This window comes from Niveispirillum irakense DSM 11586 (assembly GCF_000429645.1).
Taxonomy (GTDB): domain Bacteria; phylum Pseudomonadota; class Alphaproteobacteria; order Azospirillales; family Azospirillaceae; genus Niveispirillum; species Niveispirillum irakense.
On the sequence record NZ_AUCG01000022.1, the window covers coordinates 338,731 to 364,399 of the forward strand.

Consider the following 25,669-nt stretch of genomic DNA (forward strand, 5'->3'; position numbering starts at 1 on the left):
TCCTGGGGAAATTGCTCCAATCATGTCGAAATCGACACAGGCGAACCTGGAAATGGATGCTCAGGCGGAATTTGATGCGCTCCGTCAACGGGCCGCCGCCCTGGGCGTCATCCCGCAACAGATTGCCATGGCACCGGATGGGCGGGTGCGCATGGCGGTGCTGGATTATGCCCGCTTTGCTGGCGACCTGCCCCCCGCCGGCTATATCAGCCTGGGCCTGTGTACCCGCTCCATCGCCCCGATCAGCCGCCAGTCACGCCAGGGAACCCTGTCCGGTGTGTTGCGGCCTGGATCGGTGATCCTTTCCCCACCGGACGACGGGGCAACCGTCCGGTGGGACCGCTGCCGGATGATCGCCATCGGCGTTGATCCGGAAGGGCTGGATGAACGGCTGAACCTTGCCGATAGCCGCCGCCTGCTGTCATCGGCGGCGTTGCGGATCCATCGCGATCCCTTGCTGACCGCCATCATGACCGCCCTTTGGCATGAAAGCGCGGTGAACGGACTTTCCGGGGACTTTTTCGATCATTGCATCGGGCGGGTTTTCAGCCGTTTGGGAGAGTTGGCCGGCGATCCGCCCACACGGCGGCGCGACAGGCCCCTGACGGCTGCCCAGGTCATAAAGGTCAAAGAGTTTATAGCAACCCATCTGGAAGAAGGGGCGGGTGTGGCAGCAATGGCCGCCCTGGTCGGGCGCGATCCCGCCAGTTTCAGCCGGGCTTTCCGGGACGCAACCGGCCTGCCGCCGCACCAGTTCCTGACAAACGCCAGAATGGCGCAGGCTGAGGCCCTGCTGCGCGACGGCATGTCCGTAACGGCCACGGCAACCGCAGTTGGATACACAAATCCCAGCAAATTCAGCGCTGCCTATCAGCGCTATCGGGGCACGAAGCCATCCCGCTGCCGCCAGACATGAAGGGCACGGGGCAGCAGCACCATTCCTGAGTAACGATAAAACCACAACGCGCCGGGATTGGCGTACCGGCAAGGCAGTGCGATCACAATGGGAACCGAGAGCATCAGGCGCGTTGCACAGGCCGGCGGTCTGGATGGATATTTGCAGACTGCTGAGACAATGGGCGGTACTTTCCACCACTCCCATCAAATTCAGACGGTGCCTGTCCATTACAACCCTTTCCTGCCGGCCGGATTGCACCTGTCATGCGGCATCGCCCGCCTTTCCACACAGGGCGGTCTGGGCGGTTTCGATCTTGCGGGGCCGGGGCTGACCGCCATGCTTTGCCCGGCCGATGCCCCAGCCTTCTCCACCCGGATGATGGAGGGCGAGGCAAAATCCTGCGGCTTCTTCCTGCCGGTCGATGCTACCGCAGAAATTCCGCACCTGGGCGACATCCAGGCGATACTCCGCCACGGTGCGCCCCTGCGCGCCACCAACAGACCGCCACCCCATTTAATTGCCCAGCTTTGTGCCCCTATTGACCCGTGGTTTCAGGATGGTGCCCGCGCGCTGGTGGCGCAGGCGCGGGTATTGGAATTGACAGCACTGGTCTGGACCTGGCTGTCCGGCAAAGACGAGCGGCTGCAGCCTTCCCCACGCTTGGCCACCCAGGCCGATACCGCCCGCGACATGCTGGAAGACCGGTTGCGCAATCCGCCCTCGCTGGCCGAATTGGCGCGCATGGTCGGCACCAATGTTCGCACATTGACCGATGCGTTCCGCCTGCGCTTCAACATGTCCATCGCCACTTATGTGACAAAGCGCCGTCTGGAGGTGGCCGCCCATCTGCTGCAAGAGGGCATGGGGGTGGCGCAGGCCGCTTATCATGTCGGCTATACCCCGTCCCATTTCTCCAACGCCTTTCAGCGCCAATTCGGCATGCGGCCCCAGGCCGCCCGCCACCGCAGATAATATGCCGGCTGGCGCATGACGGTTCCGTTGCCCGATCTGGGAGCGCCTCGCTAATTGTGAATCATTCGCAATTTGGAGGCAGAGATGTCCAGAATACGGCTGGTTGGATCCTTGATGCTGGGTACCACCACTCTTTTTCCCCTCAGCGCCCTGGGCCAGACCATTGCCGATCCTGTGATCGATGAAATCGTGGTGACGGCATCGCGGCATATGCAGCGGCTGGCCGACGCGCCAGTAGCGGCGACCGTGATCACAGAAAGCATCATTCATGACGCCCGGATCGAAACGCTGCGCCAAATTGATGATTATGTGCCCAATGTGAAGTTCAATCAGATCGGACAGGTTGGCGGCACCTACATCACCATCCGCGGGATTGAGAGCAACCCGTTCATCGTCAACCGCGCTGCCGTCTATATTGATGGCATCCCCTATCGCCAGCCATCGGACCAAGCCTTGGGCTTTGCCGAACAGATCGAGGTGCTGCGCGGCCCGCAGGGCACGCTGTATGGCGCCAACACGGAATCCGGGCTGATCGTGGTGCGCACCCGTTCCCCTTCCGACAGGTTGGAAGCGGAAGCAACGGGCAGCGGTTACCGCTTCACCAATGGCGAAGGCTTCAATGGCCGGCTTTCCCTGGCCGGTCCCCTCAGCCCGGACATCCTCACCGGTTCCTTCGTCGCCACGCATGAGGATGCGGATAGTTTCGTGCGCAATGACGCCTCCTCCATCGGGGAACCGGGTGACGTGCGCGAGACCTTCCTGCAGGGCAAGCTGCGCTGGACGCCGGGCGACCGGACACAGGTGGATTTTGTCACCTCCGCCTCCCTGCTGCGGGCACCCGGCCTTTACGAACAGGAGTTCCTGCCCATTGATCGTACCCGTTACGACAGCAATTACAGCGCCGCCTTCAATGATGGACGCCAGGCCGGGCGCTACAGCCTGTTACATGACGCCCCCAAACACACGCGGGAGGATGAGTATCTGGCGGGTGCCAACCTTAATCACCTGTTCGATGGCGCGGTACTGGATGTCAGCGCTTCCTGGCGCGATGTGAAAGATATCTCCTTGGGCACCGACCTGGATTTGACCGCCATGCCGGGGGCTGCCGGGGGCCATCGTGATGATGAGACCTATTGGAATTTCGAGGCACGGCTGGCCTCGGAGGATGGAGCTAAGCTGCAATGGCTGGTCGGCCTGAACCATTACCGTGATCGGCGTGACAAGGCCCTGTCCACCCTGATCGGCCCCGGCGATCTGGATGATTACAGTTGGGCACCCCGGCAAAGTACCTGGTCGCGCGACAGCGCCCTGTTCGGGCAGGCCGGAGCCTCCCTGGGCGGCGGCCTGCGGCTGACGGGCGGCCTGCGCTATGAACGTGCAGAACGGGAGAAACGGCAGCAGGCCGGAAGCCTGAACCTGGGTCCGCTGGGCACCCTCGCCTATCAGGCCGAACAGTTACAGGATACACACACGGCCCTGTTGCCCCGCGTCTCTCTGGACTGGAAGCCGGATGCCGATTGGCTGCTCTATGCCTCCGTCGCCAAGGGCTGGATTCCCGGCGGCTTTAATCTGGCGGCTACCGGGCTTGGTGTGGCCGGGGACTATTCGCGCTACGGATCGGAACGGCTATGGACCTATGAAATGGGGGCCAAGGCGACCCTTCTGGATGGCAAGGCCCTGCTGGGCGGTGCGCTGTTCCATACCGATGCCGATAATTGGCAGGAATATTCCATCCTCTACGACGCCAATGGCCGCATCGTCTCCACCACCATGGTCACATCTGCCGCCGCCATCCGGTCGTGGGGGCTGGAACTGGAACTGACGGCGCGGCCAACGCCGGAACTGGACCTGATGGCCTCTGTCGGATTGGTGGACAGCGAATACACCAAAGGGGCCAACCTTCAAGGTCGCAAGGTGAAGCTGGTGCCGGAATGGGATGCCTCCCTGGCGGCAAGCTGGCGGCCTTGGCAGGGGCTGTTCCTGCGTGGGGAAGTGAATGGCACCGGACGCACACCGCTGCATGGCGACAATATCGCCGTTCAGGATGCCTATTGGCTGGTCAATGCCCAGCTCGGCTGGGAGAGCGAACGCTGGACACTGCGGCTTTATGCGGAAAATCTGACCAAGACCCATTATTATACGACCAGCGCCTACAGCAACTCTCTGTTTGGCTATGATGGCACCTATTATGCCGGGGTGGGGGCACCGCAGGTCATCGGTGCGGAATTGGGCTGGCGCTGGTGAAGCCATCACGCAGAGCCGGCCAAACCTGCCCGGACAGTCCCGTCAAGATCATACCTATCGGATGAGCGATCACGATGTCAGCGCCAACAAAAGGGGGCGCAGGGCATGGACTGGCCCATCCGTTATGCCGACCTGAAACCCTGGTACGACTATGTTGAAACATTCATAGGCGCCTCCGGTCAGGCGGAAGGTCTGTCCGCTCTGCGCACCGTATCGTTATTGCGAATAATTTCCATTTCCATTAAGCACGGGTGCGGGGATCCGGGTAGATATGGGGATGAGGAGTGGTGGAGGGTGCGGCGGCAGCGGCGATCAGCAAACTCTATACCACCCATGCCCATTGGCTGCGGGACTGGCTGCGGCTGCGAACACGCTGTGCCAGCCGGGCCGCCGATCTGACACAGGATACTTTCTGCCGGCTGCTGGAACAGCCCCGCCTACCGCCACTGGCCAGCCCGCGTGGCTATCTGGCCACGGTGGCCCGCCGTCTGCTGATCGACGATATCCGCCGGCGGGAGATCGAGCGGGCCATTGCCGATATCTGTGCCCTGCAGAACGGAGAGGCCGACCTGCTGACGCCGGAGCGTATCGCAGAAGCAGCACAGTTCCTGGATATGGTGGCCCGCCTGCTGGATACCCTGCCGGAACAGGCCCGCACGGCCTTTCTGCTCCGCCGGGTGGAGGGATTGAGCCAGCAGGAGGTGGCGACGGCGCTGGGCGTGTCACTGGCCACGGTCAAGCGACATATTGCCTTGTCCTATGCAAGTTGCCTGTCGATCATGGAGGGGGCGTAACATGCCGGGGGCGGGCGCCCCATCGGCAGACCTGATCCATCAGGCGGCCCAGTGGGCCGCCATGATTGATGCCGGCGATGTTACGGAAAGCGAGATGGCCGCCTGTCGGGCCTGGTGTGCGGCGGATCCGCAGCATCAGGCCCTTCTGGACCGGATGCTGGGTTTCAACGACCGGATGGCGGCAGCACCATTTGAAAAGGCGGCATTGCACCGGCTGTTGCATCGGCGGCAACGCCGGCCCCTCTTGGCTGGTGCCGCCGCCCTTCCCCTGCTGGTTGCTGGCATCTGGGCGGCATGGCAGGTGCTGCCGCTACACAGCCTGTTTGCCGATTACCGCACCGCCCCCGGCGAACAGCGCGTGGTCGATCTGGCCGACGGCAGTCGCCTGACGCTGGATACGGATGGTGCGATAGATGTGGAACTGGGGCAGAAGCAGCGCTTGGTTCAATTGCGGCAGGGACAAATCCTGGCAGAGGTTGCCCCCGCCCGCGACCGGCCCTTCATCGTCGAAACCCCGGAAGGCACCGCAACCGCCCTGGGCACGGCCTTTATTGTGCGGCGGGAGGCGAGGGGCACGCTGGTCACGGTGGTGGAATCCCATGTCCGGGTCTGTGCGTCCGCACCGCCCGCCCATATGCTGCCCTGTCGCGATATCGGTCCCGGGGAAAGCGTGCATCTGTCTGCCCGGATGGTAACGGCCCCAAAGCGCGTGGATACTGCCCGCGCCACCCTCTGGACACAGGGGTGGCTGGAGGTGGATGACCAGGAGGTGGCGGATGTACTGATCGAGTTGAACCGTTATCGGGATCAACCCATCGGTTTCGATCCGACTGCCCTGCGGGGCCTGCGGGTGACGGGCAGCTTCCCATTGACCGACACGGATCAGGCCCTGCAGGGGCTGGCCCGCACCACCCGCTTGCATATCGACCGCGATACCGATGGCCATGTCGCCGTTCGACCGGGTGATGTCGCACAAAAAAACTGAGCCGTTTTTCCGGTTCGTCCGTCCCCCTTGCTGAGAGGGTTAGTTTCAAGGACGATGCCGATGTTCAGTTTTCGTAAAGCCACCCTGCGCGGGGCCGTTGCCATGGTCGCCTTGGCCGGTACCGTATCGCCCGTTTCCGGGGCTGAAGGGGTGGTGGCCGCGCCGATGACGGAATTCGATATTCCCGCCAGTTCCCTGGGGGCGGCCATCGCCCGCCTGGGGCGGCAGGCGGGCGTGATGGTGACGGTCGATCCCGCCCTGGTGCGCAATCTCCGCACCGAGGGGCTGCGCGGTCGGTACAGCGTGGCGGACGCACTGGACCGGTTGCTGGCCGGCAGTGACCGGCAGGCCAGAATAGACGGGACCGGCGGCTTCATCATTGCCGCCCGTGGGGATGTCGCCAGCGCGACCCCGGAAACCGATACGGAAATCGTCGTCATCGGCACGCCGGAATCGCGCTATGTCAGCCGCACGCCACAGGCCGGCAGTCGCATTGAAAAGGATATTCTGGACACCCCCCGCTCGGTCGATGCCATCCCGGAGCAGGTGCTGCGCGACCAGCATATAAGGGAATTGAGCGAGATCTACCGCTATTCTGTCAATGTGGTGAACAATGACGGCTATGGCGGCACGCGGGAGGATTACATTATCCGTGGCTTCCGCCGCCGCGATGATGTCTACCGTGATGGCGTGCGGCTGAAGACCAACAGCATCGTCGATCCCAGTACCGTCGCCAGCGTGGAAATCCTGAAAGGCCCCACATCCGACATCGGCCAGATGACGCCGGGCGGGCTGGTCAACATCATCACCAAGAAGCCGCAGTTGCAGGACTATCGCCGGATTGAACTGAATACCGGCAATCAGGGGGAGCGCCAGGCCTATGCCGATATCACAGGCGGCTTTGCCGGGGACCGCTTCGCCTATCGGCTGACCGGAAGTTACGAAAACGGCCATACATTCCGCAATGACAGCAAGACCAAGCGCAGCTTTGCCAATGGCAGCCTCAGCTGGTTCGGCGACAGCGGCGCCACCGCCAATCTGACCTATGAGCATGGCGATGACGACCGACCGATGGACCGCGGCTTTATCACCCTGCCTGTCAGCGGCGGCCTGCGCGAGGTACCTTCCCTCCCCCGCGCGCAGCGTCTTGACGCTCCCTTTGCCCGACGCGATTCACGCTACGATCTGGCATCGGCCGATCTGGCCATACCGGTGGCCCCGGATTGGCAGATGGAAGCGAAACTGTTGTCCAACACGGAAAACACGGACGAAGTGCATACCGAGGTTCGCTCCGTCGCCAGCAATGGCACTCTGGTGCGACGGGTAGAGGGCAATGACGACCGCGACCTGGAAACCCGGTTCGGTCGCCTGCAGATGCGCGGTCAGGGGGCGTTGGGCCTACCCTACAAGCTGGTGGCCGGTGTGGAATATCGTCGGCAGACGGAAAGCTGGATCAATTATGTCGGCGCCAACCAGAGTTTCGGCACCGCCTTCAATCCGCAATCGGAAAAACTGGTGAATGACGGGGCCAGTCCGGTGCAGCGGACGCAGCGGTCGGTGAAGCAGGAGGATTGGGGGCCTTATGTCCAGGCCGATATCCAACTGGCCGAGCCCTTGACCCTGACTCTTGGCGCTCGACGGGAAGCCTATAAGGGTAACTTTGCCAATCAGGTGATCGTCGGCAGCGGGGGCCGTACGGCATTCTCCTATCCCACCAGCTACAAATTCACCAAGTCCGGCGCGCTGGCCTATAAACCGGAGGAAAGCTGGACGCTCTATGCCAATTATTCCGACACGTTCCAGCCGCAGAATTTCTATGAGAACAGCAGCCAGGTTTTCCCCGCCCAGGAAGGCCGGATGTATGAGGCTGGCGCCAAGAAAGCCCTGTTCGACAACCGGCTGCTGCTGACCGCCGCCTATTTCGACATCAAGCAGAGCAATCTGGTGGAGGTTTCAAACGGGGTTCCCTTCCTGTCGGGTGGGCAAACGTCGCGCGGGGTGGAAATGGCGGTCATCGGCTCGCCCATGCGGGGATTGAATGTCCGCGCCGGGGTCGGGCATGCCGATGCGGAGGTGGTCAGCCGCGATGCCGCCACCGATGGCAAGCTGCCGACCAATGTGCCGCGCTGGAACGCCAACGCCTATGTCAGCTATGAAATCAAGGACGAGGACAGCCCCCTGCGCGGTCTGGGCCTGGGGCTGGGGGCCGTCTATGTCTCCAGGCGCTATGGCGATATCCAGCACAGTTTCTCGATCGGTGACTATCTCGTGGCCGATGCAACGGCTTGGTATTATCTGCCGCTGGGCACAGGTCGACAGGTTCGCCTGACCGGCGGGGTCAAGAATCTTTGGGATGAGCGCTATTACACGGCGTCCGGTGGCACCTACCGTATCGCGGTGGGGGCACCGCGCACCGTATTCGCCGGTCTGGCGGCGGAGTTCTGAACCATGATGGCGCGTGATCAGGCACGGGCCTGGGGCCTGCTGGCCCTGTTCGAACTGGCGTCAGGTAGTGTTGCCATTGCCCGGCTGGGCCCCGGTCCCGGCATCGTCATGGCGCTCTTCCTGCTGGGCATCGGTGGCACGCTGCTGAGCTGGCTATATCGCGGGAGCCGGCGCTAATGCGCACGCTGATCGTCACCTTGCTGACCCTGGTGGTGGGCCTGCCCGTCTGTATCGCGCTTGCCGCCCTGCTGGGGCGGACGGCGGGCCTGCGGGGGGTCGCGCTGGGCTTTGCCGTGCTGATCACCGCCAATCTGGGCTGGATAGTGCTGCTGTTCGCCGCCTTGTGGCAAATGGCGAAGGAAAAGGATCGATGACCCGAAAGGAAATCGCCAAGCGGCTGCTGGCCATGCATGGGGCCATCAGCCTGGTATTCCTGTTGCTGATTTCGTGGTCGATCTGGACCGGCATCCTGTCGGTCTATGCTGATCTGGCACGCCCCTGGTTGCGGGCGGATGTCGCGGCGGCATTCGACAATCCCGCGTCTTCCCCGTCCGCGGTGCTGGACTTCACCCTGCAAGGCGGCACTTTGGGGGAGAGCTGGAATTTATTGGCCCCGACGCCGCTCCGGCCCTTCCATGTCTATGCCGGCCCCGTTCCCGACGGCGGGGCGCCACAGGTCCTGATGGTCAATCCGGCAACCGGGCTGCGGGAACCGTGGAACAACCTGGCTGCCGATGGGCTGTTCCGTCGCATCCATACGGATCTGCTGCTACCCAAACCCTGGGGGCGGCTGGCCATGGGACTGGCGGGGGCGCTGATCACCATTCTGGTGGGCACAGGCCTGTTTATCCATGGCAAGCAGATCCGCGATGCCTGGCGCTGGCGACGCAATTCACCGTTGCTGGACCTCAGCGAAAGCCACAAGCGCGTTGGGCTCTGGCTGACGCCGTTCCTGCTGCTCATGGCCCTGACAGGGGCCATTCTCGGGTTGAAGATCGCCATACCGCCGGTCGTTCAGGCGCTGGGCGTGGCCGTGGAGGTGCCGGAGAGACCGACCGGCACCCGGTCACTGGAACTGACAAGGTTGGATCGCTGCGTCAGCGATGCCCTGGCCGCCGCACCAGACACACGCTTTGCCGCGATCAACCGGAGCGGCGACCGGGTAGAGGTCAGGCTTCTGCGCCTGCGCAGCCTGCAATGGTGGGGCGAAGGCGGGGGCAGTGTGCGCGCCCTCTGCGATCTGGCCGCCGGTTCCGTCCGGCTGATTCAGACGGCCCCCTCCGGTGGCATCTGGGGGGCGTTGGAAAGCGCGCTGCGTCCCATCCATTATGCCCGCTTCGACAGTACCGCAGTGCTGGTAGCCTATATCCTGCTCAGCCTGTTATGTCTGTGGTCGATCGACAGCGGCATGAAATTGCTGTGGCTGCGCCAGGCCGGTGACGGGGTGGACAGCGTGTCCCGTCGCCTCTATCGGGCCAACAACCAGCTTTATGGGGTTCTGCCCCTGCTGCTGCTGGCCGGCAATCTGGTTGCCGGCTGCACACCCTGGCTGCTGATGGCCTGTGCCACCCTGATCCTTGTCGCGCTCAATCTCACAAGGTGGGCGGGATGGCTGCGCCACCCCGCCTGGGCCTGGGGTCTGGCGGCGGCCTATATGCTGCTGATTGCCGGGCGGCATTGGCTGCTGCCCTGGACAGGGGCCGCCTGGGCCCCGGTTCTGCTCACCGATGCCAGCCTGCTGGGCATGGCATTCTGGCTGCTGCTGCCATGGCGCGCTTCCCCGGCGGCTGCCGACCTCGATCCTGGCCGGCCGACGGGAAGAAAGGGTGTCCACCACCAAGCCGGATAAATCCAGCCAGCCGGACAAGAATTTGCTTCGCTGTCATCGCGATCCATTGCCGACAGCAATCATGACCACCATTTGGTATGAAAGCGCCGACATCGGCGTACCGGCGGGGTTGTGCGATCAGGATGAGCACCGAAAGCACACGGTTCGCGATTGTCGGGGACCAAACGTGCTCTCGTGGTCATCCACCCGTAGTTTGTCGTCTTTTGTCAAAACAGCCGATAAAATCGCCGCTTACATGCCCTGCCGGAAAGTCAAAAATCCGAGCAGGGAGGATGCATTGCCAAAGTTTGTCAGGAAAGGTCGCGATAGTCACAGGGGCAGCGCGCGGCATCGGGGAAGCGATTGTATGCCGTCTGGTGCGTGACGGTGCAGCAGTCATGATGACCGATCTGGATACGGTGTCGGGTCAGACCCTGGCTGACAAGCTGGGTGCAGAAGGCGCGGATGTCGTTTTGAAACCCAGGATGTGTCCGGCCCCGCAACAGCCACGACAAGACCGGCGCTGGCTATTGTCGGTAGCGATTCCAGACGAGCTTTGCCGATGCTCCATCTACATCGAGGAACAAGGCGGCGCTGATCGGCTCCGACAGAGCCGGATCATCAAAACGCACCCGAAGATAGGAGCGGGGTTCATCACCCGTGGTCTCCGCCTCCCAGGCGTCACCGATACGGTCATAACCGATCAGCAGGCGGTAAGCCGGCGCATTCTCCTGGTCACGGTTATCATTGGGAACGAGCCGAACTTTGGCGTTGACGGTCAGGGTCCTGATGATGCCCTTCCAGCCGCCATCCTTGGCCAGCTTGAAATGACCGATGGTACTCATGGCTCAGGTCTCCTTGTCGCCGGTTGAGTGGGTGGCTTCGGCATCGGCCCTGCGACGCCCCTGCTGGCGTGCATGTTCCTCGATAGCGGGCAATTCTTCCTTCCTGGCCTTCGCATAGGCGCGATCACTGTCCAGGAAAGCATCCAACATATAAGGGATCAGGTCGGCGACCGGTTCAGCCGTGCCATAGGTAACTTGGTAGAGGGCCGCATAGGAGAGCAAACGTTGGTGCTGATCCGGGCTCAACGTCACGGTCAGCTTCATGGGCGTGCGGTCGGGGAGTTTGGACAACTTCAGCATGGTCAGCCTCCGCGATAGGGAGAGAGGGTCGCGTCGCGCCGGACGATGACGCGCAGCGGCCAGCCGGGGCGGACGGTCAGGGTTGGCTGGATGTCGAGGTTGCGTTCGACGAGGCGCTGGCTGGCGCGGTCGACGTTCTGCTGCACGGATTCCCGGACGGCACGGACCAGTTCGCTTTCCTGCTGCCCGAAGGTCAGTTCCGTGCTGACACCTAGCAGGGTGGCCATGGCGATCCCCTTCAGCAGACGACCGGTATGGGAATCCACATCGTCCGACAGGCCCGACCGGCCCTCGGTGTCGCTGGCCGGCAGGTTGTCCAGTTGCAGGGAGGAGCCGTCGGGGCGGATAAGGCGCTGCCAGACCAGCAGGGCACGCTCCTGCCCGAAGCTGACCCGGCTGTCATAGGTGCCGATGAGACGGGAGCCCTGGGGGATGAGCAGTATCTGTCCGGTGACACTGTCATGGACATTCTCCGTCACCTGCGCCACGACGGAGCCCGGCAGGTCGGAATTCAGGCCCGTTACCAGGGCCGCAGCGATGATGCTGCCGGCCATGATCTGGTTGGGAGATGCCGGTCGCTGCTCGGCATAGGGGTTGTAGACGCTGTGCGTATCGCGGTGGGCCAGGAAGTCCAGCTTGCGCTGCTGAGCGTCCGGTTCAGCGGTGGAGGTCGGATCTATGGCGGCTAAGGCTCTGGATGGCGAGATAGGATTCAGACTTGCCGGCGCGCGTGGCGCCGATTTCGGTTCGGTGCGGAAGAACAGACCGGATTGTCGGGCCTGGCTCGCCTGAACCTGTTCCGGGGTTGGTTGATGTGTCGGTTCCATGGGCGGCCATTCCGTTCCCGCACCGCGGTGCCGCTGGTGCTCCAGGATCGGCCGACCAAGATCGCCCGGCAGCGGTGGCCCCAGCAGCGGCGTGTCAGGTTTGACCTGGCTGTAGTCGGTGGGCAGTCCGGCCAGTGCTTCCGGTGCTGGTGGTTTGGCCGGCTGAGCCAGTTCCGGATTTTGGTCGGGCTTGCGGGCCTGATGCTGGAGGGACAGGAAGATCAGAGTGAGGACGGCACCGGCGGCGATGCCGATGCCGCCGATGATCACCCCACGTCGCAGGCGCAATGCCCGACGAGGAGCCGCCCGCAACTCCAGTTTCTCGGGTGGTTGCTTGGTGTCGGGAGGGGCCGTGGTCATGAGGGCCTCCTATCCGTGCGTTCGATCCGCACCAGCTGCTGCGGCTCGCTGCCCAGGCGTAATTCCGCGGCGGCGAACAGCCTGTCCACGATGTAGTGCCGTCCGCGCACACGGTAGTTCACCAACTGTGCCTCACCCTGCGGGCCGATGACAAACAGGGGTGGGGCTTCGCCCTGGTCCAGGCGGCTGGGGAACTCGATGTAGACCTTGGCCCCATCGTCAAAAACCCGCTGCGGACGCCAAGGCGGATTGTCACCGGTGATGGCGTAACGGAAGTGCAGGTTTTCCAAGGACAGGCCGGTGGCAACCGGTTGCGTTGCCGCTGCCTGACTGTTGCGGCGTTGCAGGGCCAGCAACTGGTCCTGCGGATAGGTCCAGGACAGCGAGGCCATGGCAGTCTGCGGCGTGCTTTCCAGCAGCAGATGATAGGCGCGTCGGTCGGTGGTGATGACAAGGTTGGTGGTGAGGCTGGCCGCAACCGGTTTCACCAGCACATGCACACGGCTGGCCTCCCCTGCCCCACTGCTGGTGTCGCCGATGATCCAGCGGACCGTGTCGCCAGCGGAAACGGCAATCAAGGCTTCGCCCGGTTGGAGGGCGATGTCGGTCACCCGTTCCGGGGCGGCATAGAGACGGTACAGAGCCCCCTCGGTATAGGGATAGACCTGCATGGCGTTGAGATAGCCGCTGCGCGTGGGTTCTAGCGTGGCCGCCTTGTTAGCGTCCGTGACGCGCTGGGTCGGGGGCGATTGTCGGGCGTTACAACGGTCGGCGCGGATGGAAGCGGCTGCAATTGACCGGGCAGCGGCAAGGGGACGGGCTTCTCAACAATCTGAACCGGCAACGGGGCCTCGGGTTCAACCGTTGCAGCCTGGAAATTACTGCTGTCATAGGCGATGACGGGCGGCTTCTTGGGTTGACCAGCACAAGCGGAGAGTATCCCGGCCATCAGGACCGGCAGGATCAGCTTGGTCATGGCGTGTTCCTCGGGGATGGTTGGGTGTCGAACTCCCGCGACCAGTCAATGGCGGTGATGGTGACGCCCAAGGGGTTGCGGGCCAGGGCTTCCGGCGTGCCGGGGGGCCGCAGGCTGACCGCCAGGATTGAGGTCCAGCGGTCGGTGCGGACCAGACTGCCGCGCTCGAAATGCTGTTCGGTCCATTTGACCTGGAAGGATTGATCGGACGCGCGAACGATGCTGGTCACCTGCACAGTGACGCTGTTGGTGCCGATTCGGCTGAAGGGATCGTTGATCTTGGCCTGTTCGTTGAGGAACAGGGCGGCACGGTCGGCCACGAAATCATAGGCGGCCAGCCAGTTCTGTCGGACCAGCACCGGATCGGTAGAGAGCGACCGAACATTGCTGATGAAGCGCCCCAGGTAATAGGCGACCTGGGCGTCGGTGGGCTGATAGGCGCTGGTTGCTGGTGCCGCGGCACGGGCCTCGCCCAGCCGGTCGATCTCCACCACATAGGGAATGATCCGGCTTTGGCCCGATTGCCAGGCCACGATGCCCGCCAGCCCAACGGCCAGCCCCAAGCACCCGAAAGCCATCAGCCGCCAGTTCCGGGCCTGGACGCGGGCGCTGCCAATCCGCTCATCCCAGAGCTGGGCTGCCTTCTGGTAAGGCGTCACGGGCTCCGGCGTGGTGCCGTAACGTTGCAGGGTGCGCTTGAACATGGTCAGTCATCCTTCTGATCGAGGGACGGGGCAGCGCTGCCGCCGGACCGGTCCCCATCTTTGATGGCCTGTTCGGTGCTGTGGCGGCGGGCGCGCACGGCCTGCTCGGCGCGGAGCTTGCGCGCCCAAGCCGGGGCGTTGTCGGTGGAAGCGGGCGATGCGGCACCTACCCCCTCCCCGCCTTTGTCAGGTGAAGGGTCGGGATGGGTGGATTGGCGACCGGACTGATAAGCCTCGCGAAATGGTTCGGTCATGCGGTGGCCGGCAACCTTGGCCTTGCGCAGGGTGGCCTCGCCGGCGGCACGGGCCATACCGCCCACGCCAGACTGTCCAGCGGCCTGGGCGGATTGATAGGCACCGGTAGCAGCACCACCCAGGCTGGCACCAGCGCGGACGGCGGAAAGACCGGCACCACCGGCCAGTCGAGCACCGGCGACAGCGGCACCGCCCGCCAGCAAAACCGTTCCGGCGGCGGCCCCGGCGGTCCCAAGTGCAGCACCTGCACCCAGCTGCGGTGCGCCGGACACCAGCCCAGCGGCGATGCCGGGGCCAAAGATGCCCAGCCCCAGCAGCGCCAGAGCTGCCAGCACCATCGTCATGGCATCGGCAATCGACGGCGTCTTTCCGGACAGTGCCTCAGTGAATTCCCGAAAGAAGCTGGAACCGATACCAACAATCACGGCCAGCACCATAATCTTGATGCCTGAGGAGATGACATGGCCCAGCACCCGCTCGGCCAGGAAGGCGGTCTTGCTCCACAGGGCAAAGGGCACCAGCACGAACCCGGCCAGCGAGGTCAGCTTGAATTCGACCAACGTGATGAAGAGCTGCACTGCCAGGATGAAGAACGCGATCACCACAAAGAACCAGGCCAATACCAGAATGGTGAGATGCAGCGCGTTTCCAAAAATCTTGGGAAACCCGATCATGGTCTCCGCCTGCTTGAGCAGCGGATGGGCCGCCTCAAACCCCACAGCCGCCAACTGTCCCGGATGCAACAGGTCACTGGCCGACAGACCGGAATTCCCCGCGCGCAACCCAAGCTGCGCAAAGGAGCTGTAAACAGCCTCTGACAGCGCCTGGAAATTACCCAACACCAGCGCAAAGAAGCCGACATAAAGCACCTTACGGATCAGGCGCGGCATCACGTCGTGATGGCTATCCATCGCCCAGAACAATCCGGCCAGCACCATGTCGATGGTGATCAGGGCGGCTGTCAGATAGGCGACATCGCCCGACAGCAGCCCAAAGCCGCTGTCAATGTAGCGGATGAAGGTTTCGGTGAAACGGTCAATGATGCCGAGGTCGCCCATGGTGGTTGTCCTCAGCGGCTATAAGCGCGGCCATCGCCCAGGAACTGCCGGGTGCGTTCCCGCGCCATGGCATTGGCCTCGGCAATGGCAGCCTGGGTTTCGGCATCAGCGCGGTATTGGGCGGCCATCAGGCTTTGCAGCTGCATCTGCTGCTTGATGGACAGGGCCAAAAGCTGGTTACCCGCCTGCTGGGCCTGCAAACTGCCGTCAGCCCCCTGGCTGCGGTTGACCAGGTCGGCCAGTAACGGCGCATCGGCCTGGATCGCGGTCACAATGCCAGACTGAACCCGTATGGTCTGCTGATAGGCGGCCCTGGTGCTCTGCCATTGGATGTCGGCCTGCTGGTCCAGGCTGGCGGCATCGGCATCGCGGTAAGTACCGGGGTAGGTGCGCTGCCAGGCGGCATCACTCCGGGCAAGGTCAAAGCCGATACTGTCAGCCTGGATCATCAGCGCGTCGATGCGGTTCAAGGCGCTGGTGATCTGACCCAGCGACGAATAGTCCAGCCGCTGAAGCTGCCGCGCCATGTTCTGCAACATGGTGGCCTGATTTTGCAGGGTGCGGATCTGGTTGTTGATCTGCTCCAGGGCACGGGCGGCCTGGAGCACATTCTGGGCATGGTTGGCCGGGTCATAGACGGTGAAGGCGTCCACCTTACCGATGATCAGGACAACGGCCACCAGGGCCGCGAACAGCTTGGCGCTCATGGTTGGGTCTCCTCAGGGATTCGGTGGAGAAGGTCGGCCGCCCAATCCAGGCCCGCGGCACGCAGCCAAGGACCGGCAAAGCCACCCGGTCCCGCCTCGGCCAGAACCTTGTCGATCAGCGCCTGCGATGCGGGATCGGAGGCCGCGCAGAAGGCCTTGGCCACGGGACCAAGGCCCAGTTGGAAAATTCGGTTGCCGCGCCTGGATTGCAGGTAATAGTCCCGCTTGGGCGTGGCCTGGGCGATCAGGCCGATCTGGCGATCATTCAGCCCAAAGGCCGCATAGACGGCCCTGGCCTGCGGTTCGATGGCGCGGTCATTGGGCAGGAAGATGCGCTGCGGGCAGCTTTCGATCAGGGCCGGGGCAATGCTGCTCCCAGCGATGTCGGCCAGGGACTGGGTGGCGAACAGCACCGCCACGTTCCGCTTGCGCAGGACCTTCAGCCATTCCCGGATGCGGGCCGCAAAGGCGGGATTGTCGAGATAGACCCAGGCCTCATCCAGCATCAGCAGGGTGGGCGCGCCCGTGAAGCGTTCCTCCAGCCGATGGAAAAGATAGGTCAGGACCGGCAGCACGGCCCCTGTCCGGTGCAGCAGCGCCTCCATCTCGAAACACTGCACGGCGGCCAAGTCCAACCCGTCCAATGCGGCGTCCAGCAAAGCACCGTGCGGCCCCTCCAGCGTGTAGGGCTGGAGCGCGGCTTTCAGCGGGTTGGATTGCAGCAGCAGGGACAGCCCAGTCAGCGTGCGCTGTTCCGGGGGTGCCCCGGCCAGACTGTTCAGCGCTGACCAGACGAGGTCCTTGATCTCCGGCGACACCGCGACCTGCTCATGGTCCAGCAGACCGATAATCCAATCGGCAGCCCAGGCCCGTTGGTCGGGGTCATCAATGCGGCGCAGTGGCTGGAAGGACAGGTCGCCCGTCTGGCCCAGCGCATGGTGGCGACCGCCCATCGCCAGGGTGGCGGCACGGGCAGAGTTGCCCTTGTCGAAGATATAGACCTGGGCATCGGGATAGCGGCGGAACTGCATGGCCATCAGCGCCAGCAGCACCGATTTGCCCGCGCCTGTCGGCCCCACCACCAGCATGTGGCCGACATCGCCGACATGGGTGGAAAAGCGGAACGGTGTCGCCCCGCTGGTCTCGGCCTGGAACAAAGGCGGGCCATCCAGGTGCCCATTGCGCGCAGGCCCTGCCCAGGTCGCCGACAGCGGCATCAGATGGACAAGGTTCAGGCTGTGAACCAGCGGCTGGCGGACATTGGCATAGACATGGCCAGGCAGGCTGCCCAACCAGGCCTCCACGGCGTTGATCCGCTCTGGAATGACAGTAAAGCCAAGCCCCGTCAGCACCCGCTCGACAGCGGCCAGCTTGTCGTCCGCCACCTGCGGGTCGGTATCCCAGACCGTGACACTGGTGGTCAGGTGGCCATAGGCGACATGGTCGGCACCAAGGGATTGCAGCGCCTCATCAACATCCAACGCCTTATTGTCGGCATCACTGTCCAACAGGGTCGATGGTTCGTTGGTCATCACCTCGCGCAACAGGGCACCAATGGATTTGCGCTTGGCAAACCAGTGGCGGCGCAACCGGTTCAGACTGCGGGTCGCCTGCTCCTTGTCCAGCGGGATCCAGCGCGTGACCCAGCGATAGGGAAAATCCAGATGGTTCAGCCCATCCAGCAGGCCAGGGCTTGTCTGGTTGGGAAATCCCAGCACCGACAGGACCCGCAGATGCCGGTCGCCCAACATCGGTTCAATCCCACCCAACAGGGGCGTGTCCACCAGCAGCCCGTCGAGATAGAGCGCTAAGTCCGGCACACCGACAGGATGCCGCCGGGTGGAAATACAGCCATGCAGGTAGGTCAGAGTCTCGGTATCATCCAGATCATGCTGCTCGGGCAGGATGGTTTGCAGCAGCCCCGCCAGCCGGAAGAATTCCTGCTGGAACTGATCCAGCTCCCGCCGCCAGTTGCGCCGCCCGACAGACGAATTGCCCCCATCCAGCAAAGCATTGCTGGCGCGGGCTTGAGTGTCGGGTGGCGGCAGATAGAGGACGGTCAGGTGGTAGACGCTCTCATAGTGGCTGCCCGCCCGTTCAAACCCGGCCCGGCGTTCCTGATCGACCAGCCAAGACGCGGCATCAGGAAAGGTACCGTCGGGATAGTCTAACGCCGGCACCCGTTCGGCCTCAAAGAACAACGCCCAGTCCGACCCCAGCCGTCGCAGGGCATTGTTGGTGCGCGCCGACAGCGCGACCAGTTCTGCCTCGGTGGCGGAATCCAGGTCCGGCCCGCGATAGCGCAGGGTGCGCTGAAAGCTGCCATCCTTGTTCAGCACGGTGCCGGGGGCGACCAAGGCCGCCCAGGGCAGATGATCGGCCAGCCGGTCAGGCCGGGGGCGGTATTCGCGCAGGTTCAGCATGACCAGCCTCCCGCTTGACGCAGATGGCGGGCCAGGATGGCGGCGATGTGGGGATCACGGCGGCTGACCAGTACGGCCAAGCTATGCCCGCCCAGGGCCAACAACAGGCCCGCCAGCCATTGCTGAAGCCCCAGACCGATGGCGGCGGCGATGGTGCCGTTGAGGATGGCCAGCGCGCGCGGGGCACCGCCCAGCCGGATCGGATCGGTCAGCGCGCGGTGCAACGGCACGGTAAAACCTTCGGGCAGGTCCTTCATGGCAGCAGCGCCCCGCCGCCAAAGGAGAAGAAGGACAGGAAGAAGCTGGAGGCGGCAAACGCCACCGATAGCCCGAAGACGATCTGGATCATCCGCCGGAAACCGCCGGACGTTTCCCCGAAAGCCAGAGTCAGGCCCGTGGTGATGATGATGATCACCGCCACGATCTTGGCAACCGGGCCCTGGACGGAATCCAGGATGCGCTGGAGGGGATCCTCCCAGGGCATGCCCGATCCAGCAGCGTGGACAGGTGCCACGAGCAGCATGGCCATGCCGGCAAAGACCAGGGAACGCAGATGGGACACGCGGAACTGTCGCATGATGATCTCTCCTGTCAGAGCTGTTGAAGGTCGGCCGGACCCAGGGTGACGATCCGGTAATCGCCATGGGCGTCGAGCCCATCGGTGCGGGCGATGGCATCCACCCGGCGCTGTCCGCCACGGGATTGGATATGGACGATCAGGTCCACCGCCTCAGCGATCAGGCGGCGGGGCACGGTCACGACCGCCTCCTGCGCCAGTTGTTCCAACCGGTAGAGGGCGGCCTGGGCGGAATTGGCATGCAGGGTGGCGATGCCACCGGGATGGCCGGTGTTCCAGGCTTTGAGCAGGTCCAGCGCTTCCCCGCCCCGGACCTCTCCGACGATGATCCGGTCGGGTCGCAGCCGCAGGGTAGACCGCACCAGATCACGCAGGCTGACCACGCCCGGTCGCGTGCGCAGCGCCACGCAGTCCGGGGCGGCACATTGCAGCTCGCGCGTATCTTCGATCAGCACCAGCCGTTCAGTGCTCTCGGCCAATTCTGCCAGCAGCGCGTTGGTCAGCGTGGTCTTGCCGGATGCGGTGCCGCCTGCCACCAGAATGTTACGGCGCGCCCGCACGGCCCGACGCAGGGCATCGGCCTGCAAGGGCGACAGAATGCCGTCGGCAACATAGTCGGCCAGGGTCAGGATGCGCGCCGCCGGTTTGCGGATGACAAAGCAGGGGGCGGTCACCACCGGCGGCAGCAACCCCTCGAACCGCTCGCCCGTTGGCAGCTCCGCCGATAGAATGGGCCGGTCGGCATGGGTTTCGGCACCGACATGGGACGCGACCAGCCGGATCAGCCTTTCCACCTCCTCGGGCGGCACCTGCATACCGGTAGCGGCAATCCCCTGCCCGGCCCGTTCCAGCCGCAGCATCCCGTCGGGATTGACCATGACCTCGTTGATGGCCGGATCATCCAGGGCAGCGGCGATATCCGGCCCCAGGGCTGTGCGCAGCATGGAATGGCGGCGTTCATCCGCCTCGCGCCTGGGGCTCATGCTGTGCCCTCCCGGCTGGCGGACAGGGTGCGGGTAGGGGCGGCCATCTGGCGGCCCACCTGATCAATGAATTTCTGAAACCGCTCCTTGCCCACGGCATGGGCGGCCCGGTCAGGTTCAGGAACCGGGGCCGTAACGGTCAGTTGGTAGCGGACATACAGCGCCAGGCTTTCCAGCAGCACCTGCACATCCCGTTCGATCCGCTCCAACTGTCGGGCCTGCCGGTCCAGCCGGATGCGCAAGGCCTCCTCGATGCCATTGGCCCCTCGCCGGGTCAGGTATTGGCGCAGCGCATCGGCGACGATGGCGGATTTGGTCGTACCCGGCTTGGCGGCCAGGGTCTCCAATTGGGTCGACAATTCGTCATCGAGATAGAGGTGATGGCGGGGTTTCATGGCCCGGCTCCAACAGCGGAAATGTTGGTGCCAAGCGTGGGACAGAGCGGCGGAATCTCTTATGGCCGTTACCTACGCCCTTGCGCGATCTGCACCAGAGCCGGCTGTCCCCCTGTCCATCTAGGTAACTGGTCAGACGCCGATCATTCAGGGTAAAGGCTTGGAAATCGGGCACTCTGTCGGTGCCTGCAATGCAGAACGGATTGAGATATGACGGAAAAGATCAGCAAGGACGACCTGGCCGCCATCGTGGCTGAGGTCACGGGCAGCTCCAAGGTCAGCGGCAAAGAAGCTGTGGAGCGTATCCTGGTGGCCATTGCCACCGGCCTGAAGGATGGCAAGGAGGTCAATCTGGCTGGCTTTGGCAAGTTCACGGCCCAGCAGGTGCCGGAGCGTCAGGGCCGCAACCCGCAGACGGGGGCACCGACCACCATCGCCGCCCAGACCAAGGCCAAGTTCTCGCCGGCCAAGGCGCTGAAAGATGTGCTGAACGGCTGATCCTGCTGGCGATGCCGCACCTGGCGGGCATCGCCCATCCCGGTTCAGCTGTTTGTGTGGGGCCTGACCTTGCCTGCGCGTATGGCAAGGAAGCCGACAACCAGTGACGCGGCAACCGGCAGCAGCATCACCCAAAGCACGAGACCGAAGCTGATCCCATCGCGCAGGATCGTGGATGCCAAGGACAGGCACAGCAATAACCATGCTGCCAAGCGCAACCCGGTCGGCGGTTGGGCAAGGGGGAAAAGGCGCAAGAGCGGCCAATGCTGCTGCTGGCTCGCCGCCAGCAGCAGGAAGGCCGGCGTGGCGATGCTCACCGTCACCACCAGCAGCAATCCCATCATCATCCTGTCCGCCCTTTCCGCAAGGCATTCGCCGACAAAGCCGCGACGGCGGCGCTGGCCAGCAGGAAAAGGTCAACCCCAAGCACGGGCCAGAACCCACCCATCAACGAAAACGGCAGACCTTGGCCCGTCGTAACCGCGTTCAGCAGCACGGCGATCAGGCTGCCGGCGGCGATCATCCAGGCCTGTTCCCGCCACGCGACACGCCCCCGGATACCGGCATGAAGGAAGGCCGCCGCCCAAACCCCATGGAATATCCAGACCTCCATCGCTGCACGCCCCTCCAGTCCGACGGGGAGAAGCCGGTTGGCAATGAGGAAACCCAGGCTCGCGATCAACAGACCGGTGGTGACAGCCACTGAAGCCGCCTCTGCCACACGCACACCATGTAGCCCCAGCTTCTCGTGCTGCTTACGCCGTGATTGCACCCAGAACAGCAGGCCGGTGGCAATCAGCAGACAGCCGGCAAGGCCGGACAGGAAGTAGAGCCAGCGCAGCGGCCAATGGTCGAACTGCACCAGATGAATGCCATAGATGAAATCATAGAAACGGCGCGTGGCGGTGACGGGCGAAGCCACCAGGAACTCGCCACTGGCTGCGTCGTACCAGATAACCTCCGTGCTGTAGGACACAGTGCCGGCACTGGGGCGCCGGATTTCCACATAGGCGTTGGCATCACCCGGATGGATGAGCTGGACATATTTCGGCCGCTCGCCGGCCCAATGCACTGCCGCTTTGTCCCGCAACAATTCCAGCGATACCAGGGGGCCACCCGGCCGGCCCGCTGGTGGGCGGGAGAAGTAGCCGGCGGCCGTTGCTGCCGGGTCTCGGTCGAACAGGATAGCTTGTGCCGTCGGCAGATAGGCAAAGGTGAAGATGGCCACACCGGTGAAGGAGATCACCAGCAGGAAGGGCAGTGTCAGCACGCCTGACAGGTTGTGCAGATCCAAAACCGTGCGAAGCGGCTTGCGCAGGATGCGCAGCGTGAAGAAATCCGCGAAAATGCGCCGGTGGATGATGATGCCGGAGATGCACAGCGCCATCATCACCACTGCCGCGAAGGCACAGAGCCACAGCCCCGTTGCCCCGACATTGAGCCGGAAATGATAGGGATAAAAGAAGCGTGTACCCCCGAACGTCCCCGGCTCTGGCACGATCCGCAGTGTCGCGGGATCAACGAAATGGCGGATAAAGTCCCCGGAGGCAGGCCTGATCTGGACCTCCGCCACCGGTGTGCGGCTGTCGGGCAGGATCATCCGCCAGCTCCGCGCCGTTCTGGCATGGTCCCCAAGAGCGGGCAGCAACGCGTCGGCCGATACTGGCGGTGGCGTGGACAGGCGGGTTGCTGGCATCATCCAGCGGTCAATCTCCCGGTCGAACACGGCCAGAGTGCCCATCCAGAAAATGACGAACAGCAATCCGCCGAGAAACAGGCCGAACCAGGTGTGAAACCAGTTCAGCGCCAGGCGCAAATCCCCCGGATGGTCCGGCAGGCCGGGCGGGCTCATGGCTTGCCTCCCGTCAGCGGCAGCGACGGTTCCATCAGCATCGCGGCGGCGTGGGTGACCAGTGCCGCAACCAGCAGCACCAGCCAGACCAGTGATAAGCGCCGTTCGGCAAAGCACCACAGCATCAGGAAGGTGAACAGCAGATAGCCGATGCTGCTGCCGACGATCAGGGCATCGGAACGTGACAGGCCGATGGCGGCGACCAGCAGCACGGCGACCATCGCCGCCGTGCCCGCCGTTACCGCATAGGCACCCGCGACCGCCGCCAGAACACGCGCGGCGATACGCATTCCGGGAACCATCGTCACCATCAGAAATGCCGCGTGACCGACAGCATGGCCGAACGCGGCCGACCGAACGTGCTGGCACCATAAATGCTTACGGCACTCAGATAGCGTTCATCAGTCACGTTGAAGATATTCAGACGAACGTCCCAGTTCTCCAACCCACGATAGAATAGCTGGGCATCGACAATGGGCGGCGGGTTATAGGCCAGCAGGTTCTGCGGCACGGTGTAGGGATAATATTTGCCGAGATCCCGCACGCTGCCACCGAAGCCGAAGCCTTTCAGCGGCCCGGACTGCAATTCATAGGTTGCCAGCAGGGCGCCGGTGAATTCCTGGGCATCATAGGGGACCGTGCCCTGCACGCCGTCATTGTTGCGGGTCACCAGCGCATCCTGGTAGGCCAGGGAGGCGACGATCTGCAGACCTTGTATCGGCTGTCCCGTGACTTCCAGCTCAATGCCCTTATGGACCTGTTCACCCGTGGCGATGACAAAGGATTCACCGGTGCCGTTACGGGGATCGCGATTGGCCACATTCTGGCGGACCATGCGGTAGACCGCGATAGAGGCGCTCAGCCGGTCCTGGAACAGTGATGCCTTCAGGCCAGCTTCGACCTGGTGACCCGTTTCAGGCTTCACCAGATCACCTTCCCGCGTCGTGCCGCTCGACGGGATGAAGGATTCGTTATAGGTGGTGTAGGCGGTTAGTTGGTCATCCAGCTTCCAGGTGACAGAGGCCCGCCCGGTAAATGCTTCGTCCCTGGATTTCTGCGTTGGGGTGCCGGGGCGCGAAATATCCAGCCGTGACCAATCATACCGCCCACCCAGATGCAGCGCGAAGCGATCGTCAGGGCGCAGGATCATCTGGCCATAAATGCCCGTTCCCCCAGGGCTCCGCTCCAGAATTTTCGCAAGATTGCCAGCAAACGGCCCTATATCCACATTATAGTCGGGATTGTAAATGTTGAGTTGTGCGACGTTGCTGGTGCGACCGCCAGCAACGGATTCACTGTTTTCGAATTGATCGGCACCCAGCAGCAGATCCGTCATCTGGCCGAACAAGGGAATACTGCCGGACACAAAGGCATCCACCGCCACGGTATCGAAGGAATAGCGCCGGTTCAGCTTGTTCACGCTGGCGAGCCCGGCATTGCGATCAATATAGCCGTTGAACTCCGTGGCACGCTGCGCATTGAACCCGTCCTCATACCGACCCCTTGCGGTCAGCATCCAGTCCGGTGCCAATTCCTGGCGCAACTCAACGTTAACCCAGCCCAGTTCCCCGTCCGCTGGCGTTGTCGGAATGCCGACGAAGCGCGACCTCGGAATATCGGGAACCCAGCCATCATCACCGACTGAAAAAGCCCCGCCCTCCACGAACTCCCGACGCTGAAAACTGCCGGTAAGATCAATCGTGGTGGTTGGGGTCAAATCGGCACCAACAGCCAGCGTGCCCACCCACAGCTTGCTGTCGCGATAGTCAATCCAGGAACCCTCATCAACATATTTGCCGCTGACCCGGGCGCGCACAGTGCCGTCTTCGGTCAGCGCACCACCGATGTCAGCTTCCAGAACGCGGGCATCATAGCTGCCAACGCGAAGGGTGGCGAAACCTTCGAACTCCTTCGAGGCCCTTTTGGGGATCAGGTTGATGATGCCGCCGGGTGGCACCGCACCACCGAACATCGTCGCCGGCCCGCGCACCACCTCCACCCGTTCCAAGGCAGCAAGATCGATCGTTGCACGATTATGGGTTCGCAGACCGTTGACGCGGCGATAGCTGAACTGCCCACTTTCATAGATGCCACGAACATTATACTCGACGCCCAGACTGGTGCCGCCACCGCCAGCCCCGCCCGTCGCGCCCTGGTTGAAAACCACGACATTGGGAATGAAATACATCGCCTCAGCCAGCGACTGCGCGCCACGGTCGGCGATCATGTCGGCAGTGGCGACGGAAACCGATTGCGGCGTGTCCTTCAGGGCCAACGCCGTCTTGCTGGCGCTGCGTTGCTGGGTGGCGCGATAGCCGGAGACGACGATCTCCTCCACCGCCGCCGCCGTGCCGGCATCCTTCTCAAGGCCGCGCGCCGACCGGGCCGGTGTGGCGGCGGGCGACGGTTTAGCCTCCCCCGGCATCGCCGCAACCACAAAACCCCCAGCCCCGTCCGGCATGGCGCGCAAGGCGGTACCCCGCAGCAGAATCCCCAGCGCCTGTTCATTGCTGTACGATCCGCGCAGGCCCTGTGTCACTTTCCCCCCGACCATGGCCTGATCATAGGAGATTGCGATCCCCATGATGCGGCCCAACTGGTTCAACGCTGACCCCAGCGGGCCGGCCGGGATATCATAATCACGGGCGCCCGCCGCCGACTGTGCGAAAGCCGGTGCCTGCACCATCATCGACGCCGTTGCCAGCAGCGCGCCCATCGCCGCGACGACATATTTCCTGTTCAC

General features: G+C 63.5%; 27 protein-coding genes and 1 pseudogene. 11 read left to right on the forward strand and 17 right to left on the reverse strand.

Going from position 1 to position 25,669, the window contains the following annotated elements; translation table 11 throughout:
• Window positions 1–22 precede the first annotated feature (22 nt).
• The 10 genes and pseudogenes from G473_RS29270 to G473_RS30765 all read left to right on the forward strand — a co-directional run.
• Window positions 23–916, forward strand: coding sequence for a helix-turn-helix domain-containing protein (locus tag G473_RS29270; RefSeq protein WP_051330196.1), 894 nt, complete (start codon window positions 23–25; stop codon window positions 914–916).
• A 141-nt stretch (window positions 917–1,057) separates the two neighbouring features.
• Window positions 1,058–1,870 carry a helix-turn-helix domain-containing protein gene (locus tag G473_RS29275; RefSeq protein WP_210163304.1) on the forward strand — a complete coding sequence of 271 codons (813 nt, stop codon included), beginning with the start codon at window positions 1,058–1,060 and terminating at the stop codon, window positions 1,868–1,870.
• A gap of 114 nt (window positions 1,871–1,984) precedes the next feature.
• Window positions 1,985–4,114, forward strand: a complete 2,130-nt coding sequence (locus G473_RS0112085) for a TonB-dependent receptor (RefSeq protein ID WP_051330198.1) — start codon at window positions 1,985–1,987, stop codon at window positions 4,112–4,114.
• Between the two features lie 284 nt (window positions 4,115–4,398).
• A complete protein-coding gene (locus tag G473_RS0112090) occupies window positions 4,399–4,908 on the forward strand; it encodes a sigma-70 family RNA polymerase sigma factor (RefSeq protein WP_051330199.1) in 510 nt (169 codons plus the stop codon).
• A gap of 1 nt (window position 4,909) precedes the next feature.
• Complete coding sequence (locus tag G473_RS26635) at window positions 4,910–5,893, forward strand: FecR family protein (protein WP_051330200.1); 984 nt, start codon at window positions 4,910–4,912, stop codon at window positions 5,891–5,893.
• A gap of 60 nt (window positions 5,894–5,953) precedes the next feature.
• The gene (locus G473_RS0112100) at window positions 5,954–8,338 is read left to right on the forward strand and encodes a TonB-dependent siderophore receptor (protein ID WP_051330201.1); all 2,385 of its coding nucleotides are present in this window, start codon (window positions 5,954–5,956) and stop codon (window positions 8,336–8,338) included.
• A 3-nt stretch (window positions 8,339–8,341) separates the two neighbouring features.
• Window positions 8,342–8,515: a hypothetical protein gene (locus tag G473_RS30345; RefSeq protein ID WP_154667380.1), complete on the forward strand. Its 174-nt coding sequence runs from the start codon at window positions 8,342–8,344 to the stop codon at window positions 8,513–8,515.
• A complete protein-coding gene (locus G473_RS0112110) occupies window positions 8,515–8,712 on the forward strand; it encodes a hypothetical protein (protein WP_029013309.1) in 198 nt (65 codons plus the stop codon). Before G473_RS30345 ends, G473_RS0112110 begins: the two co-directional genes overlap by 1 nt.
• Window positions 8,709–10,187, forward strand: a complete 1,479-nt coding sequence (locus tag G473_RS0112115) for a PepSY-associated TM helix domain-containing protein (protein ID WP_029013310.1) — start codon at window positions 8,709–8,711, stop codon at window positions 10,185–10,187. Before G473_RS0112110 ends, G473_RS0112115 begins: the two co-directional genes overlap by 4 nt.
• Before the next feature lie 272 nt (window positions 10,188–10,459).
• Window positions 10,460–10,627, forward strand: a pseudogene (locus tag G473_RS30765) (SDR family NAD(P)-dependent oxidoreductase); the annotation flags it as partial.
• Between the two features lie 66 nt (window positions 10,628–10,693).
• On the opposite strand, the gene G473_RS0112120 reads toward G473_RS30765, so the two are convergent.
• Genes G473_RS0112120 through G473_RS0112175 form a run of 13 tightly spaced genes read right to left on the reverse strand, consistent with a single transcriptional unit; the run spans window position 10,694 to window position 20,576 of the window.
• On the reverse strand, window positions 10,694–11,011 hold the full coding sequence (locus G473_RS0112120) for a DUF736 domain-containing protein (RefSeq protein ID WP_029013311.1): 318 nt from the start codon (window positions 11,009–11,011) through the stop codon (window positions 10,694–10,696).
• A 3-nt stretch (window positions 11,012–11,014) separates the two neighbouring features.
• Complete coding sequence (locus G473_RS0112125) at window positions 11,015–11,311, reverse strand: DUF2274 domain-containing protein (RefSeq protein ID WP_029013312.1); 297 nt, start codon at window positions 11,309–11,311, stop codon at window positions 11,015–11,017.
• Window positions 11,312–11,313: 2 nt separating this feature from the next.
• Window positions 11,314–12,498 (reverse strand): TraB/TrbI/VirB10 family type IV secretion system protein, encoded by a 1,185-nt coding sequence (locus G473_RS0112130; protein WP_029013313.1) that lies wholly within the window; start codon window positions 12,496–12,498, stop codon window positions 11,314–11,316.
• The gene (gene trbG, locus G473_RS26640) at window positions 12,495–13,169 is read right to left on the reverse strand and encodes a P-type conjugative transfer protein TrbG (RefSeq protein ID WP_084438033.1); all 675 of its coding nucleotides are present in this window, start codon (window positions 13,167–13,169) and stop codon (window positions 12,495–12,497) included. Before trbG ends, G473_RS0112130 begins: the two co-directional genes overlap by 4 nt.
• Window positions 13,170–13,198: 29 nt before the next feature.
• Complete coding sequence (locus G473_RS31195; RefSeq protein WP_154667382.1) at window positions 13,199–13,474, reverse strand: hypothetical protein; 276 nt, start codon at window positions 13,472–13,474, stop codon at window positions 13,199–13,201.
• A complete protein-coding gene (gene trbF, locus G473_RS0112140; RefSeq protein ID WP_035706810.1) occupies window positions 13,471–14,178 on the reverse strand; it encodes a conjugal transfer protein TrbF in 708 nt (235 codons plus the stop codon). Before trbF ends, G473_RS31195 begins: the two co-directional genes overlap by 4 nt.
• Window positions 14,179–14,180: 2 nt before the next feature.
• Window positions 14,181–15,491 carry a P-type conjugative transfer protein TrbL gene (gene trbL / locus G473_RS0112145; protein WP_029013315.1) on the reverse strand — a complete coding sequence of 437 codons (1,311 nt, stop codon included), beginning with the start codon at window positions 15,489–15,491 and terminating at the stop codon, window positions 14,181–14,183.
• Window positions 15,492–15,502: 11 nt separating this feature from the next.
• Entirely contained in the window at window positions 15,503–16,198 is a 696-nt protein-coding gene (trbJ, locus tag G473_RS0112150; RefSeq protein ID WP_029013316.1) for a P-type conjugative transfer protein TrbJ, read from the reverse strand.
• The gene (trbE, locus tag G473_RS0112155; RefSeq protein WP_029013317.1) at window positions 16,195–18,621 is read right to left on the reverse strand and encodes a conjugal transfer protein TrbE; all 2,427 of its coding nucleotides are present in this window, start codon (window positions 18,619–18,621) and stop codon (window positions 16,195–16,197) included. The genes trbJ and trbE overlap by 4 nt, the downstream gene beginning before the upstream one ends.
• On the reverse strand, window positions 18,615–18,878 hold the full coding sequence (locus tag G473_RS0112160; protein WP_029013318.1) for a VirB3 family type IV secretion system protein: 264 nt from the start codon (window positions 18,876–18,878) through the stop codon (window positions 18,615–18,617). The genes trbE and G473_RS0112160 overlap by 7 nt, the downstream gene beginning before the upstream one ends.
• The gene (locus G473_RS0112165; protein WP_029013319.1) at window positions 18,875–19,198 is read right to left on the reverse strand and encodes a TrbC/VirB2 family type IV secretion system protein; all 324 of its coding nucleotides are present in this window, start codon (window positions 19,196–19,198) and stop codon (window positions 18,875–18,877) included. Before G473_RS0112165 ends, G473_RS0112160 begins: the two co-directional genes overlap by 4 nt.
• A gap of 14 nt (window positions 19,199–19,212) precedes the next feature.
• Complete coding sequence (gene trbB, locus G473_RS0112170) at window positions 19,213–20,181, reverse strand: P-type conjugative transfer ATPase TrbB (RefSeq protein ID WP_029013320.1); 969 nt, start codon at window positions 20,179–20,181, stop codon at window positions 19,213–19,215.
• Window positions 20,178–20,576, reverse strand: coding sequence for a ribbon-helix-helix domain-containing protein (locus G473_RS0112175; RefSeq protein WP_029013321.1), 399 nt, complete (start codon window positions 20,574–20,576; stop codon window positions 20,178–20,180). The genes trbB and G473_RS0112175 overlap by 4 nt, the downstream gene beginning before the upstream one ends.
• Before the next feature lie 210 nt (window positions 20,577–20,786).
• On the opposite strand from G473_RS0112175, the gene G473_RS0112180 reads away from it, so the two are divergent.
• Window positions 20,787–21,074: an HU family DNA-binding protein gene (locus G473_RS0112180; RefSeq protein WP_051330202.1), complete on the forward strand. Its 288-nt coding sequence runs from the start codon at window positions 20,787–20,789 to the stop codon at window positions 21,072–21,074.
• Between the two features lie 44 nt (window positions 21,075–21,118).
• Here the strand turns inward: G473_RS0112180 and G473_RS26645 are convergent, their stop codons facing one another.
• From G473_RS26645 to G473_RS0112200, 4 genes are read right to left on the reverse strand one after another with little or no spacing between them, the layout of a single operon-like run.
• On the reverse strand, window positions 21,119–21,421 hold the full coding sequence (locus G473_RS26645; protein WP_035706813.1) for a DUF3325 family protein: 303 nt from the start codon (window positions 21,419–21,421) through the stop codon (window positions 21,119–21,121).
• Window positions 21,418–22,926, reverse strand: coding sequence for a PepSY-associated TM helix domain-containing protein (locus tag G473_RS26650; RefSeq protein ID WP_051330203.1), 1,509 nt, complete (start codon window positions 22,924–22,926; stop codon window positions 21,418–21,420). Before G473_RS26650 ends, G473_RS26645 begins: the two co-directional genes overlap by 4 nt.
• Window positions 22,923–23,216, reverse strand: coding sequence for a hypothetical protein (locus G473_RS0112195; RefSeq protein ID WP_029013323.1), 294 nt, complete (start codon window positions 23,214–23,216; stop codon window positions 22,923–22,925). Before G473_RS0112195 ends, G473_RS26650 begins: the two co-directional genes overlap by 4 nt.
• A 20-nt stretch (window positions 23,217–23,236) precedes the next feature.
• Window positions 23,237–25,669 carry a TonB-dependent siderophore receptor gene (locus tag G473_RS0112200; RefSeq protein ID WP_161630979.1) on the reverse strand — a complete coding sequence of 811 codons (2,433 nt, stop codon included), beginning with the start codon at window positions 25,667–25,669 and terminating at the stop codon, window positions 23,237–23,239.